This is a genomic window from Candidatus Tiamatella incendiivivens (assembly GCA_015522635.1).
GTDB lineage: Archaea > Thermoproteota > Thermoprotei_A > Sulfolobales > Acidilobaceae > Tiamatella > Tiamatella incendiivivens.
Map to the genome: position 1 here is coordinate 1 of WALW01000026.1, position 14,469 is coordinate 14,469.

The 14,469-nt window shown below is 42.6% G+C and carries 16 protein-coding genes; 7 read left to right on the plus strand and 9 right to left on the minus strand.

Annotated features, from left to right (window positions below):
• Positions 1-165: 165 nt before the first annotated feature.
• Positions 166-654: a ferritin gene (locus tag F7B60_06575; protein MCE4615174.1), complete on the minus strand. Its 489-nt coding sequence runs from the start codon at positions 652-654 to the stop codon at positions 166-168.
• Between the two features lie 57 nt (positions 655-711).
• Positions 712-1,233: a chromate resistance protein gene (locus tag F7B60_06580; protein MCE4615175.1), complete on the minus strand. Its 522-nt coding sequence runs from the start codon at positions 1,231-1,233 to the stop codon at positions 712-714.
• Between the two features lie 168 nt (positions 1,234-1,401).
• Here F7B60_06580 and F7B60_06585 point away from each other — a divergent pair, with 168 nt between their 5' ends.
• The 5 genes from F7B60_06585 to F7B60_06605 are packed head-to-tail and all read left to right on the plus strand — an operon-like array spanning position 1,402 to position 6,418.
• Entirely contained in the window at positions 1,402-2,469 is a 1,068-nt protein-coding gene (locus F7B60_06585) for a hypothetical protein (GenBank protein ID MCE4615176.1), read from the plus strand.
• 2 nt (positions 2,470-2,471) lie between these two features.
• Positions 2,472-3,368 carry an ABC transporter ATP-binding protein gene (locus F7B60_06590; protein MCE4615177.1) on the plus strand — a complete coding sequence of 299 codons (897 nt, stop codon included), beginning with the start codon at positions 2,472-2,474 and terminating at the stop codon, positions 3,366-3,368.
• Positions 3,365-4,294: an ABC transporter permease gene (locus tag F7B60_06595; protein MCE4615178.1), complete on the plus strand. Its 930-nt coding sequence runs from the start codon at positions 3,365-3,367 to the stop codon at positions 4,292-4,294. The genes F7B60_06590 and F7B60_06595 overlap by 4 nt, the downstream gene beginning before the upstream one ends.
• Positions 4,295-4,342: 48 nt before the next feature.
• Entirely contained in the window at positions 4,343-5,401 is a 1,059-nt protein-coding gene (locus F7B60_06600) for a 2-hydroxyacid dehydrogenase (protein ID MCE4615179.1), read from the plus strand.
• Positions 5,402-5,434: 33 nt separating this feature from the next.
• Entirely contained in the window at positions 5,435-6,418 is a 984-nt protein-coding gene (locus tag F7B60_06605) for a glycosyltransferase family 2 protein (GenBank protein MCE4615180.1), read from the plus strand.
• On the opposite strand, the gene F7B60_06610 is transcribed toward F7B60_06605, so the two are convergent.
• On the minus strand, positions 6,404-7,681 hold the full coding sequence (locus F7B60_06610) for a hypothetical protein (protein ID MCE4615181.1): 1,278 nt from the start codon (positions 7,679-7,681) through the stop codon (positions 6,404-6,406). The genes F7B60_06605 and F7B60_06610 overlap by 15 nt on opposite strands.
• Before the next feature lie 151 nt (positions 7,682-7,832).
• Here F7B60_06610 and F7B60_06615 point away from each other — a divergent pair, with 151 nt between their 5' ends.
• Entirely contained in the window at positions 7,833-8,639 is an 807-nt protein-coding gene (locus F7B60_06615; GenBank protein MCE4615182.1) for a hypothetical protein, read from the plus strand.
• A 10-nt stretch (positions 8,640-8,649) separates the two neighbouring features.
• Here the strand turns inward: F7B60_06615 and F7B60_06620 are convergent, their stop codons facing one another.
• The 4 genes from F7B60_06620 to F7B60_06635 are packed head-to-tail and all read right to left on the minus strand — an operon-like array spanning position 8,650 to position 12,786.
• Positions 8,650-9,999: a sulfatase-like hydrolase/transferase gene (locus F7B60_06620; protein MCE4615183.1), complete on the minus strand. Its 1,350-nt coding sequence runs from the start codon at positions 9,997-9,999 to the stop codon at positions 8,650-8,652.
• A 20-nt stretch (positions 10,000-10,019) separates the two neighbouring features.
• Complete coding sequence (locus tag F7B60_06625) at positions 10,020-11,369, minus strand: alkaline phosphatase family protein (GenBank protein MCE4615184.1); 1,350 nt, start codon at positions 11,367-11,369, stop codon at positions 10,020-10,022.
• Positions 11,370-11,383: 14 nt separating this feature from the next.
• Positions 11,384-12,532 (minus strand): sulfate adenylyltransferase, encoded by a 1,149-nt coding sequence (gene sat, locus F7B60_06630; protein ID MCE4615185.1) that lies wholly within the window; start codon positions 12,530-12,532, stop codon positions 11,384-11,386.
• A gap of 14 nt (positions 12,533-12,546) precedes the next feature.
• The gene (locus F7B60_06635) at positions 12,547-12,786 is read right to left on the minus strand and encodes a ribbon-helix-helix domain-containing protein (protein MCE4615186.1); all 240 of its coding nucleotides are present in this window, start codon (positions 12,784-12,786) and stop codon (positions 12,547-12,549) included.
• Between the two features lie 162 nt (positions 12,787-12,948).
• Between F7B60_06635 and F7B60_06640 the strand changes: the two genes are divergently transcribed.
• Positions 12,949-13,797 carry a glycosyltransferase family 2 protein gene (locus F7B60_06640; GenBank protein MCE4615187.1) on the plus strand — a complete coding sequence of 283 codons (849 nt, stop codon included), beginning with the start codon at positions 12,949-12,951 and terminating at the stop codon, positions 13,795-13,797.
• A gap of 230 nt (positions 13,798-14,027) precedes the next feature.
• Here F7B60_06640 and F7B60_06645 read toward each other — a convergent pair whose 3' ends face one another.
• Positions 14,028-14,243 (minus strand): CopG family transcriptional regulator, encoded by a 216-nt coding sequence (locus tag F7B60_06645; GenBank protein MCE4615188.1) that lies wholly within the window; start codon positions 14,241-14,243, stop codon positions 14,028-14,030.
• A 46-nt stretch (positions 14,244-14,289) separates the two neighbouring features.
• Positions 14,290-14,469, minus strand: a 180-nt coding sequence (locus F7B60_06650) for a hypothetical protein (protein ID MCE4615189.1), incomplete at its 5' end; no start/stop codon positions are given.

The window sequence follows — 14,469 nt, forward strand, 5'->3', positions numbered from 1 at the left end:
TCAGCTCTTGGAATGTTCATTGGAAAGCACTAAAGATGCGGGGTTTATGTTCACCCAGGAAATCCAGCCAATGAAGACGGGAGGCTGGTAGGTTATTCGCTATGATTATTTCAAGAAACCCAGAGAACCAGGTATTCCGTACAGCATTAAAAATAGAGGGTGAGGTTAGTCTTCCCGTTGTGCTAGCCTTGAGTCTAGCATTAGTAGTGCGTGAGGCTGTTCCTGGGTTAGTTTGAGCATTCCAAGTATCTCGCTGAACGTTTTCTCCTCCTCTACTTGCTCGTCTATGAACCAGTGCAGGAAGACCTCGGTGGGCTTGTCGCCTAGTTCTCTGGCGGCTTCGAATATCTTGTTTATGCTGTCCGTCACGGACTTCTCGTGCTTCAAACCCTCCTCAAACAGCTGGGTGATGCTCTCCCACTCAGTCGGGGGTTTCTCTATTGCTTCAAGGACTACTCTTTCACCGCGATCGTTTATGTACTCGTAGAACTTCATCGCGTGCTCTACTTCCTCTTTCGCCTGGATCCTCATCCACTTCGCGAAGCCGGGTAGGCCTTTGTGGTCCAGGTAGGCTGCCATTGAGAGGTAGAGGTAGGCCGAGTATAGCTCAGCGTTCAACTGCTTGTTCAGGAGTTCGAGTATGCGTTTATCCATCGTATATACCACCTGGTTGAGTTGTTTTATACCATTAATAGTGTCCCCTAGGCATGTTTATATGTATTGGGTATATGCAGTCTTGTTCAACAATTCTTTAAGGCGTCTGAGCCTCATTGTCTTGCTGAGGCCCTCTAGTTCCTGTTTATGTTTCTCTTCTAATTCTAGTGCTTTGTAGTGGGCGTATAGGGCATCCCAGATCTTCATACCGTAATCCAGTGTCTCGTAGTCATCTCTGGTTATCAGCCTTAATCCACTGAATAACGCTTTTACACCGGGGGCCTCCGGGGCTTTCTCCATCTCGCCTCTTATGTCTGCGGCATGGACTATCTGGGCTATCTTCTCTACAATAGGATCTTTGATGTTGTATTTCTCTACTATGGTTTCGAAGCTACACTTATTATCGTGGTGGCCTAGTTCTACTCCCTTTATGTCGAAGGGTGTTCCGTGCTCGGGTTTTAGTTCTTGCTCGGGCCAGTCTATAAATGTGAACTCCGCCTCGGGGTCTATGTAGCGTTTGATTAGCCATGCACTGGCCGTCCTATCTACGTGTGGGAAGCTTCGTGTAACCCATTTCAAAGGGTGTCACCTTGCAGGTGTGATTGTATAGGGTTCTTCTATAATAATTGGTTTACAAGTATTTACAACAATTTATATTAGATATATCTATCACATTATTAAATTGGTTTGAGAGGTAGGTGAACCCTGAAACACCACCATGGAACAATAATACTAACAGCATTGATAGTGGCAACACTAATACTCAACATAACAGGATACGCGGACACACAGACGAGTGTACTGCCTTATATCCCGCAGAAACATACAGGAGTATTGAAGGGAGACTACTATACACTCAATTACACATTGGTGAATGAGCCGTTCATAGATAAGAAGACAAGCATACTATTACTCTACATCTACAAGGCTCAACCGAATACTGGGCCGATGCAGTTGGAAATTGTGGTTGATGTGGGTAATAATAGTGTATTGGGGGTCAATCCTGGTAGAATTGACAAAGTGGTGAATCCACCTGTCTCCTACGGTTATACGAGAATAAACCTCACGATAAAAACCCAGAACCAACCAGATAAGGTGAATATAACACTCAACATCACACTCACACCATTGACTAATCAGAACAATAATAGCAAACAGGCGAGCATACCAATAACCATAGGCTCACTCTCAACAGAAGGTAGTGTTCCAACTCCAATAGTATATGGGGCAATAACATCTCTACTAGCATCAATACTCCTACCAACAACCCTATTCCTCTGGAACCGCGGTAGGAAAAAGCTAACGATAACATTCTCCCTGATAATAATATTCACGATAATCCTGACCTTCTGGAGCTTCCACACATACAATACAGAGAGCAACAATATAGTCCTACGCTACCTTTGGCAGCAAGGTAAAACAGGAGGGATAACATACATCTACAAGACAGGATCCACTTACAAGGGAATAACACTAGCCATAAGCAATACAATAAGCCTCAAAAACCATACAAAATGTCCACAACCCTTCTGCACCAATGGCAACGGCTTAACTGGGACAGGCTATTACTACCACAACGCACTCCGAGATGCAATGCTCCTCGAGAACAGTACAACCATAGGTTTCTACAGTAAGAATGGAATACTATTCTTCCTATACAAGAGACAGCCAAATACAACCATAGTACTAAACGCGAGCCACGGCTTCAACCCACCCATAGAAAAGAACTATTACCTGAAGCTATTCCTAGCACCCCCAGTAATCTCAGCTATCCTCTCTATCGGAGCACTAGCCTGGTCGAGGAGGAGGCGGTAACCGTGGAGTACGACATAGTGGTGGAGGATCTCCACAAGTACTACGGGAGCTTCCACGCTTTGAAGGGGGCGTCATTCAAGGTTCCTAGGGGTAGTGTTTTCGGGTTACTCGGCCCGAATGGAGCGGGGAAATCTACTACGATCAAGATAATTGTGGGCCTCCTGAAGCCGAGTAGTGGGAAGGCTCTAGTAAGAGGTCAAACCGCTGGTAGCATTAGTGCTAAGAAGCTGATCGGCTATGCACCGGAGCGGTTCTCTATAGCCGCTAGCTGGAGGCTACTTGACTTCTTGGTTTACATTGGCAGGCTGTATGGGTTGTCTAGTAGGGAGGCATTGGAGCAGGCCTTGAGCCTTCTAGAATGGGTTGGGTTGAACGGCTTTGAGCACGAGAGGTTCGGTAACCTGTCGGCCGGTATGAAGAGACGATTGGGATTGGCCCAGACATTGATAGGTGATCCCAGTATACTTGTGCTTGACGAGCCTACTGAGCATCTTGACGCTATAGGTAGGCTGGAGCTCCTGAATAAGATAAGGGAGCTGGCTGAGAAGGGTAGAACGGTTTTCCTCTCCACGCACGTTTTAGCTGAGGCTGAGAGGGTTGTTGATTATTATGCGATCATTCATAAGGGTAGAATTGTTTTCGAAGGGTCTAGGGAGGATGCAGAGTCCAAGCGTCTCGCCCGGATCGTTGTCGATAGGCCTAAGCGTTTTACAGAGGCTTTGGATAGGGCCGGGTTTAGGTATAGTGTCTATGGTAATCAGGTGATCGTTGATACTGGTGGGGATGAGAAGAGGGTTCTAGGGTTGATTTTGGAGAGTGATGTTAAATTGTTGAAGTATGAGGCTGGGTCGGGTATAACTGATACTTTTATGAGGGTTATAGAAGGTGGGGAGGAGTGAGGCTCGGGGACAATAGTTTCGGTAGGCTGGCCAGACTCCTATCCATGGACACCCGTATACTAGCTGGATCCGGGGGCTTCATAGCATTCATCCTATTCATAATGCTCCCCAGCATCATAGCATTGTATGTTGCAGGCCTGTTCTGGATGCCCCAGTCCCATCAGGCTGTAATAACACTACAATACATTCACCCAGGAACGAGTATCTATGAAACATTCCATAACGAATATATCGGTACGGTAAAGTCGCTCACAGACATGGTGACAGGCTTCTGGGCTGGGTTCCCCATGCTAGTGATAGCAAGCCTAGTAGCATCAAGCTTCATTTCGGGTGAACGTGGTAACGGGACATTCAACCTGCTCGCAACTAAGCCCATTAGGAGGTACGAGCTTGTGCTGTCGAAGGTGATAGGGTTCTCACTACTCTCCTTGGTTGCTTTGGCTGTTGTGCAGACTATTAACGTGTTGGTAGTGGCGGCAAGCTTCTACAATGGACTAGGGGCGGGGAAGGTGTGGGATGCGCTCACAGATTCATCCAGGTACATCGGTTACTACACACTAGTCTCATGGCTCTATCTAATCTCTATACTCGGTTTGACACTGTTGATCTCGACTCAGACTAAGAAGGTTTACATAGTTGTCCTCGGAGTCGTGGGCTACTACATAGGCTTAGCGATAACGAGTCAGATAATAACGGGCCTGATAGGAGGGAGCATAGCACAGGAGATAAGCACGATACTGTTGAACGCTGACTTCTCCTACCACGCAAACATAGTACTACACCAATGGGTCTACGGAACACTAGAGAACATACCATACAAGGGGATAACACCCTCGTACCCAACCAGCCTAACGGCATTAACAATCATACCTATACTATTGATAGTTACGACGCTGGTTATCATGGAGAGGAAAGACCTAGACTAGGATGATATAATCCCCTCCGGCCAAATCATTCATTGAGGGAACCACGGTATGAACTGTAAACACGACGTATACTCAAACAGGCCTATAGAAGAGGAGATCAGATCCCTACTAGAAGGCTATAGTCTCCACACACCGCCCAATCCTCAGTCAGGATGGGATGCGTGGAGAGAGGCGAGGCAAAGCAGGGTCTACATAAACTGGTTCACCCCGATAACAAGAGAAATGCTCTCTGATAAGGGGTGTATTGAAGTTATAATAGTGAGGAGCAGCGGTGTCGACCACATCGATCTAGAGGCCGCTGACGAGAACGGTGTATGCGTTTCCAACCAACCGGAGATAATCACTGAAGCCGTGGCAGAGTTCACTATAGCGGGAATACTAGGTGTTCTCCGCAGAATGGTTTCCATGCATCAGCACTACCCTAAGTGGAGTAGGGAGGGATGGCCACAGCACCTAGCCGGCTTCCTGCTTAGGGGCAGGCGTGTAGGGTTGCTTGGTGCTGGAAGAATAGGGCAGAGTGTTGCATTAAAACTGTATGCCCTTGGAGCCGGTGGATTATTGTATTATTCTCGTACAGCCAAGCCCGCACTAGATACACTAGGAGCCCGTAGAGTCTCACTGGTAGAGCTATTCGAACACTCCGATATTCTAGTGAACTCATTGCCCCTAACAAAACATACGAAGCACCTGGTAACAGTAGATCTCCTCCTGAAACTACCACGGAACGCCGTATACGTGAATATAGGCAGAGGAGCAACCGAAACGCCAGACGCAATAGACACGGTAGCCGAGAAAAGACCTGACCTACACTTCATACTAGACGTCCACCCAGAAGAACCCACACGCCAAGACCACCCGAGGATGAAGTACACCGGTGATCCAAGGTTCCTGTTAACACCACACGTAGCAGGATTAACACACGAGTCAAGAATAGGCTCCACAGTACTAGCAGTCCTCCAAGCAAGGGACTACTTTAGACACAACTGTGTATGGAACCCTGTAACTAGAAACTGTAAGCAATGTTCATGGGGGGTAACTGATATTGATAAAATCATTGAATTGACGAGGAAATGGGCTTGGAAGAAAGGTTTTTCTAAACAGGCTTAAGGTGATATATTAGTGGATGGTGAAGTATGAGCGTTGAATAAAAATAGAAATGTCAGTATTATAATTCCATCAATACGTCCTCACTTGTTCATTAGAGCGGTTAGAAGCGTTATTAGGCAAAAGTATAAGGAGGGTGTATTAGAGATCATTGGGGTTATTGACAAAGAAAAAGTTGACATTATTGAGAGGTTTATACATAATACCGAAAAGAGTTTAGAATCTAAATATAAAATGATACTAGTCCCTGCTAGTGAGAGGGTAGGCCCTTCTATTGCTAGAAATGTCGGCCTTAAGAACGCCTCTTATGAGCTGGTCGCTTTTCTCGATGATGATGATATATGGCTGAGGAACAAGCTTAGTGTTCAGTTGAAGATCTTGGATAGGTATGGAGTAGATGTTATAATAACCAAATGTATTAATAAACTAGACAGTATTTTTTATTTTTACCCCAAATGTTTCACAGAGGCATTTAAAATTATAGATGGGAAGGATATTTTTCTTTGCTCATTGGGTTTAACATCGACAGTATTGGCTCGTAAGGATGCAATATTAGGGACAGGAGGTTTTAACCCCGATTTGAAACGAGGAGAAGATGTTGAATTATGGATAAGAATTACAGAAAATGGCTATCGAATAGGGTTTCTTAATATTCCAACAATGGTTAGGTATTTGCATGAGGAAAATGTAACAAAGTCATCATTGGATAGCAATTATTTAAAATTCTTTATTAATGAAAGTATCAGGAACTTAAGTTATGGGGCTCGTTTCAAGAAGGAATTGCTTGCAAATAATTTCTATGGTATTGGAAAGAGGCTAGTATATACGGATCCTGTATTATCCTCGAAGTTTTTGAGCCTTGCATTTAGTTTAGGGTCTAGTAATATAAGAAAAAAGGTAATTTTACTACGTCTTGTTAGTAAGGCTAGTGGTAACAAAAATGTTTTACAAGAGTTATATGATATTATGTTCAAATTAACAGCAAGCTCCTTATGGAGAAATAATTTAGAACAGGTTTAACCTTTTAATCAAAAGATTCCTTGCTTCTATGAGTATCTTATCCATGTTCCAGTAATGCCATAATCCCCATCGGCCGAAAGGTAGTATTTTAAGTTCTTTTAACCTGCTCGTAATCCTATTTCTTATTACTTTGTGACCCTTCCTGTAGATGGGATAACCATATTTGTTATACCAAGACCTAATGAAGAGAAGATTTCTCTCTGATTCATCCAAAATTCCTATGGATTTTAGGCCTTCTAGCACTTTTGATTCTATATAGTTTTGATTGAATGTGTCATTAGGTTTCAACGTAACTTCTACTATTATTGACGAATTGTTCCTTGGTGCATTCATGGGACTGTAATTCGATATCCATGCATATCTGTGAAATATTATCGTTTTATCAGGGACATATACCCAATGCATTTTTGGAGCATTCCCCCTAAGTGCTACTGCTACTACAGCAACGCTGTTGTAATCTAGCATTGAGGAAAGGCGTTTTGTCTCTTTGTCAATGTCAATAATTCGCAATAGCTCATTCAATGGTATTGTTGAAATGATTTCCTTACTTCTAATTTTATTGTTAATGATTAGGTAGTCTCCATTAAATTTGATTCTCTCTATTTTAGTTTTAGGAAGAATTTTTATATAACTACTAATTTGTCTGTATATGGAATTGAATAATGTTCTTATACCACCTTTATAAGGATAATAGAATATGGCTTGCTCTGTGTATCCTTCAGTTTTTAACCCCACCCCTGCTTTGATAACGTCCTGCCAGTTAGGTAGCGGAAGTCGGCCTGGAGTATAAACCCAATCACTATCTATGTCAGCAAGATTTCTTTTCCAAATCTTTTCATTATAGGGGATTAAGTACATGTCACCAATTTCTTTTCCAAAGGTACCATAGATCCACTCTAAGAGATTGTTAGGTCTCCATTTGGTTTTGCAGCTGTTTTCAATTAATGATACAATAAACGAAGATAATATCCGGTATCTACTTTTTTCATTCAGCACCCATATACCATTCTCAAAGGGATATGGTACAAAATTATTTTCTAGGTATACGTAAGAGTTTCTATGGTGTTTAATGTATTTTTCATTATTACGTTCAAGTAATTCCAGCATAAAAGAAAGGATACCTTCATTTCTAGAGAAAATAACATGGCTGCCACCAGTATCAAACGTAAATCCATTAATTATATTGGTTGACATCAATCCACCATTCGGTAAAGTTTTATCAATACATAGGATATTGCCTTTAAACCTGTTTTCCTTAAGCATAAGGGAAACGCTGGCACCGGACCATCCGCAACCTAGGATAACAATATCGTATACATCAGTGGCCATGTGACTCCCCAAGTTATTCAGTTTAGATTTAATATCTAAAACTTAATTGAGTGAATTTCATAAGATGATAGCAAGGTGTACCTTAGTGAAAAAGACGAGGTGTATTAAGGTTCTTACACTTTACGTTACTAGAAACAGTGAAACATTCAATATTAGAAACTATAAAAGCGTGAGGTTTCAGAGAGGTGTATGTCAAGACATTTATATAGTCTCAGCAGAACCAGTTGACGGTTTAAACAACATTGTAATAAGTCCGCCTAAAGGGTATCAGGTTCCAATAAGAGTGTCTATATCGTTAAATAAAGCATTAGCGTACTTGGTTCGTAATGGAACAAGACTTATTGACTATGATTACATTTTCAAGGTCGATGGAGACGCTTTATTGCCCGTGGATTATCTCGAAAACCTACTTAGAAAACAGCCTTTATTGGGTGGATCGGGACAGGCCATGGTTATATCTACGCGTTTTTTCATGGGAGCCTTAAAGGGGTTATATCCCATTAAATATAGTGATGATGGTTTTGTATTTTCGCGTGGCATAGCACTAGGTATTTGGCCAGAAGAATATAAGGGGCTTGGGCCTGGCGTTATAGTTCCCCGTAATGAAGAAAACATAAGGAAGAGGGGATTTATTTATGGTATCGAGTATTATAAGTGGGGTACTCCTTTACAATTCCTGTTGGTATGGATAGTTGTAAGCTTATTGAAACGATTTATGGCATTTAATCGAAGAAATAATCAAAATGATAAGGGGATATCTAATTGGATATGGAATTTGTCAGGCTTTATATATGCAGCGATAAACGGTGTTGAAAAATATAGATGGAGTATTTACTACAAAAAATACCGGGTTTATCATTTCTTGAGGAAAATTAGAAATTACTTGACATAGTTTTCTGTTTTCACTTGATGAGTTTAGCTTTTGACAAATGAGTGATTACAAGCTTTTTTAAAAATTTTAAATCTCTTTGATCGATAGAGTTCTTGTTATATGTTAAAAGTTTGTCAAAATTCCATGTTGATATATTGTAGATGGCCTTCATACCTTTGTAGTATATTGCTATTCTATATGTTTCCCATTTAATTATTTTATTTAGATCCCGAAGGTTCACTATGTCTTTGTAGTTTAAATGGACTCCAAATGTTTCCGAATATACGTGATCTTCATATAAATCGTTTATAAGTAGAGGACTACCACGAGCGTGGGATACGACGAATTTCTTTAAGCTAGTGTTGGAAAGATATTTGTAATGTTGGGGTGTAATATTTGGTTCCTCAATGTAATCCGGGTACTTTATCAAAAAGGGTACTCTTAATAGTTCGTCGCATAAGAATACTCCGTGTGCAATTTTACCGTGTTCTCCTAGTAGTTGCCCATGATCACTTGTAATGATTATAAGGGAGTTGTCCAGTTCTTTTTCGTCATACATATAGCCTAGTAGTTTGTCTAGTAGATCCGATATGTACGATACGCTTCGTTCGTATCCCTGTTTCCATTTTATAAGATAGTTTTCATCGAGGGGATCTCCTATTAGTGAATTTATGAATTGTTCTAGGTGTTCTTTGCGATCTATAAAGTATGGTTCATGGGTTTCCATGAAGTTTATGAAGAAGAATTTCTTTGATTTAGGCTCTTTTTTGAGGATCCCTTTTATAGTATTTACAGTCTTTTCACCTCCTTTATCAAGAGGCCATTTTCTATTTATGATTCTGTTAATCCTAGTTTTAGTTATCATTTTGGTAAGGATGCTTCTATAGATTAGAGATATTTTCCTATTTTTAAGGAGGCGTATTAGGATCTTCCGTCTGCTTCTGGTTTTCAATTTATCCCTAAGATCCCTGAGGTACTGACGCTCGTATATTGATAAAAGGTCAATGTCGAATCCTCGTAACGTGTTATGGTATTCGTCAAAACCCCTAAACCCAAATATCGGGGAAATGAATGGGTTTTCAGATAGCAGATAAGTCCTATAACCATACATCTTCAGCTTCTGTTGAAGAGTAGGAAGATTTCTCGTAAGCCTCACCTTATAGTACTTTCTATCCTTCGATTCATGAGCACCATGAACTAATGGATAAACCCCAGTTATCATAGACGCATGACTAGGCGTAGTCCACGGAGACGACGATATAGCATTATTATACTCAGTGAACCCGTATTTTCTTAATTTCTCCATCAAAATAGCAGAGTAATCGAATCGGAGAGCATCCAATATTATCAAAAAAACATTCTTAGGGGAATTCTTTTCCATCTGCTATCAGCCATTTATCATTAATCTTTGAGAATTAACTCTATCAGGCGCTCTTTTATTTTTTCTATCGGTTTTTCTCCCTTCATCCCCTTCGAGACTGTCCCCTCAGGATCGTATACTGTGAATACTCCGTGCCAGTCGTGTACCGCGTCATCAGGGCCTCTATCGTTCTCCGACAGGTAGGGAGATTCGTATCCTATTGTCCCGGCTGCCCTCCAGTTTAGGTTGTCAAAATATGCCAGTAGGTCTGGCGGGTCACCGTTTACCTCCGGATATATGTCCCCTGGTTTCAGTGCCACATTAATCCACTGCTGGTTCTCTGGTCCCTTTATACGGGATATATCCCTTGCCAATTGGTTCAAGAGATCCTCGTACTCTTCCCTACCGACAACACCACTCGGCTCCCTGCCTCTCAGGTTCACGAAGATGCGGGAGTAGTAGCCTCCCCACCCCCATGCAAGGGTGTTATCCCAGTCAACCATCTCCCTAGTGAGATCTACACCAGGCTTCCTCGGTTTCTCCTTCAAATGGAGGTAGCCTTGCTGTATTAGCCACTCGTTCACCGCGAATGCCCCAGTCATGGACTTTATACCGTGGTCCGAGACAATAACGAAGATCGTGTCCTCCGGCAGCTTCTCCCTAAGCTCACCTACACCCTCATCTATCATCTTATAGAACTCAGGTACAGCCTTACTCAACTCCGGATCCTCAGTATACCTGGGATGAGATACGTCGAAGTACTTCCAGAACGCGTGGTGTAACCTATCTATCCCTATCTCCACATACACGAAGAGATCCCAAGGCTTCATCCCCGCCAGGTACTTAACAACTTCGAGGTGTTGCCTAGTCATGTTGAATAAATCTCTCCGAACACCCTTCTTATCCTCACTCCTATAAACGATATCGAAGATCAACGGGCCGAACCTGTTTTCAACCTCCTTCTTCAACCATGGAGGAAAGGAGTACTGAGACTCGTGGCTGGGAGTCATAAAGTCCGAAATCATAAACCCCTTCACAGGTCTAGGAGGATATGTTGGAGGTACACCGAAAACACCGACCCTACCGCCACGGCTGCCTACTTCATCCCAGAGAGTCCTATGCTTAATGTAGTTATAATTGATAATATAGGAGTGGCCGACGTCACCGGGCTTCCTGTGGCGGAACCCGTATATCCCAAGCTCACCCGGCGTTTTCCCCGTGAACATGCTCATCCACGCAGGTATAGTTATTGGCGGATGACTTGTCCTCATAAGATACCTCTCAGACTCATCGACAAGTTCAGCTATATTAGGAATCTCCACACCATACCTCTCATAGATAGTTTTAGGCGGAGCAGAATCCAACCCGAGTATAAACATCCTCCTCAACATACAAGGCCTCCATATCACTCTACAAATGGGTTATCGTAGCTTAAAACGACTTCCGCCACCTCAGGCCTCATCATAGTCTCAGGAGGCCTCTCCCCACTCAGGATCATCCGCCTCAGCTTGGTACCGCTAATCCTTACCCTATACTCGTCAGGATGAGGGCATATCTTCTCATTCACCATCCCACCACACTTTCTACAATAAAACGATTCCCTTATGAATAATGGTGTAATACCTAGATCCGGAAACTCCTTGAAGAGATCCCACGCCTCATAAGGCCCATAATAATCGCCAACCCCAGCATGATCCCTACCCACAATGAAGTGGGTGCAACCATAGTTCTTCCTCACAATAGCATGGTGGATAGCCTCCCTTGGCCCGGCGTAACGCATCTCCATCCACAAGACGGATAATACTACTGCATCCTTAGGGTAGTAGTGCTGTATCAATGCTTTATAGGCGTTCACTATAACTTCGTCCTTATAGTCCCCCGGTTTCTTCCACCCCACTAAGGGGTGTATGAGCAGGCCGTCAGTGAATGTTAGGGCCGCCTTCTGAACGTACTCATGCCCCCTGTGGGGCACGTTCCTCGTCTGGAAGGCTACTATGTTACGCCATCCCCTCTCGCGGAAGAGTATCCTCGTCTCAATAGGCTCTAGCATCAGACTCGGGAATGGCCTCTCTATATCCCCTATTAGATCAATCCTACCTCCCAGGAGCTTTTCTTTTCTTTTCATGGTTTTCACTACACCGGGATGATCAGGATCTAATGTACCGTATACCTTCTCAGCATACCTCCTCTTATCCCAGCTATACATCTCTTCTATCCTAAGTAGGGCAACAGGTTTGCCGTTGTATCTTAGTATAACGTCATCGCCCTCCCGTAGCTCTCCCAGGATCGCCGGGTCTACGTCGAATGTTATTGGTATCGTCCAGGGAGTGTCGTCTGGTAGCCTCATGTGGTCTAGTATGAAGTCAAGCTCCTCCCTAGTGTTGAATCCCTCGAGGGGGGAGTAAGAGCCTACAGCTATGTTGTATATATCCGATAGAGTATTCTTATCAATATTGATTGACGGGAACTCATTTGCCTGGTCTCGGAGTGCTTGTCTCCTACGGCCTCGTATGACTCTGTTAACTAGTTTTCCGCCGTGGGGTTTTGATACCATTCTTCATCACCATTTTAGAGGTAGCCTAGTTTCTTGAGCCTATCGATTATCTGGTCTTTCTCTTCTTCGCTTAGCGGTTCCTCCGTTTCCCTCGCCTTCTCATATTCCACCACTATTTCCCGTAGGATGTATGTTACGAACTGGGATACATTCGCGAACCCTGTTCCCTCTATGATTCTCTTGAGCCTATTGTACAGGGTTACTGGTATAGATACTGTCGTGTACTTCGTTTTCCCCGGGTCTTTCTCCGGCAATAAGTATCCACCGGTTCAAGGATGTCTATGTACTGTAATAATAAATAATTAGATTTAATGAAAACGGTTAGAAGTATTCCCCGCTAATCTAGGTTTCAGCGTGGTTAGCTATTATATAGTGATATGGCAACATAGATATAATCAAGGGAAGGGTAGAGTAATTTGAGAGGGACAGAGAAAATACTAATAATAATACCAGCTAAAAACGAGGAAGAAAACATACAGTATTCCGCGTTATCAGTAATACACAGTGTAGTGAAAGCGAACCTTGAGAGTATAGTTAAACTAGTCATAGTGGATGATGGAAGCACAGACGATACGTATAAAAAGGCATTAACAGTATCCAAACCATTTAATTTCACCAAGGTAATCAGGAACCCTGTCAGAAATCCATACGACTCTAGCTTCGGTCTAGCCAGGGCAATAAAGCTGGCGATCAGTTTCGCCGAAAACAAGCTTCACTGGCCATGGACCTTTCTTCTCCAAGTAGATGCAGATACAATAATTGAGGAGAAATACATTACAAAAATAATGAAAGCAGCAAAAAAACACCATGATATAGGGATATTCGGAGGGATCACTGTAAACGAGAAAGCGTCGGAACTCCACATTCGAAATACTGGGTGGATGCTGAGGAGAGAAGTATGGGAAACCTGTAACAAGTATTCAATCCTTCCAAGCCCAGATACAATGATTCAACTATGCGCCATAGCTAACGGATGGAAAATAGGAATAATCAAGAACGCCAAGATGTATTTAACGCGAAAAACCGTTCATAATCCCGGCAAAATAGGGTTCACAGACGGTCTCACAGGAGTACCATTAAATCACTCTATCATTAGACTAGCCAACCAACTACTACACCGAAAGGGTCTCAGCACAATACCGCAATACTATCTAAACTATCTCCGCGGACGCTTATACAATATAGATATCAAAAAAGAATTATCTAGGCAAAGGAGAGTCCTATTACAATATAGGTACAAAGAAGTAATTTCCAAGGCCCTATAATCTTATCTCATAAAATAAAACACAACCCCTGAAACAATAACTGGAACATATTTACTCATAGAAAACCACCATCTTCCTATATAGTCCAAGAGAAGTACACGGCCACTCTCACATAGCCAAGGAGGAGGAAAACAGTCCTTCTAATCTAAACGACAAACACCTATTTCAAACAGCTCTCCTCGACTATTTAAGATTGTAATAATAAATAATCAGATTTAACGGAAAAACAACTAGAGATATCCCAGAGACCTCAGCCTCTCCTTAACCTTCTCCTCATCCTCCTCACTATACTCTCCAGAGCCCGATGACTCTGACTCGAGCACTTCTGATAGGAGGAACTCGACGAGTTCATTTACGCTGTCGAAGCCTCCTACTTCCTTTATGTACTTCTCAGCCTTCTCGTAGAGGTCTTTCCTTACATTAATTTGGATGGTATCCTCCGGCAACTCGTTTCACCTATACTTATTCAAGTTTATCTCTGGTTGTAGTGTATTATATAATTAATACTGCTACACCAAGTGTTATGAGTGTTGTGGCCATTATTGTTCTAATGAAGTTATTGGAGGATTTCTTTACTCGATAAGGTATTAATGGTACAGCTAGGAGTTCGCCGATCGTGAGTGGGATGAGGATGTCTATTGAGCTTGTGAATAGCCCGGTGTATATATAGGA

Coding starts and splice junctions, on each gene's coding strand:
- F7B60_06610 (MCE4615181.1), bottom strand. CDS start 7,681: ATGCTTAAGGAAAACAGGTTTAAAGGCAATATCCTATGTATTGATAAA.
- F7B60_06600 (MCE4615179.1), top strand. CDS start 4,343: ATGAACTGTAAACACGACGTATACTCAAACAGGCCTATAGAAGAGGAG.
- sat (MCE4615185.1), bottom strand. CDS start 12,532: ATGGTATCAAAACCCCACGGCGGAAAACTAGTTAACAGAGTCATACGA.
- F7B60_06625 (MCE4615184.1), bottom strand. CDS start 11,369: ATGTTGAGGAGGATGTTTATACTCGGGTTGGATTCTGCTCCGCCTAAA.
- F7B60_06620 (MCE4615183.1), bottom strand. CDS start 9,999: ATGGAAAAGAATTCCCCTAAGAATGTTTTTTTGATAATATTGGATGCT.
- F7B60_06575 (MCE4615174.1), bottom strand. CDS start 654: ATGGATAAACGCATACTCGAACTCCTGAACAAGCAGTTGAACGCTGAG.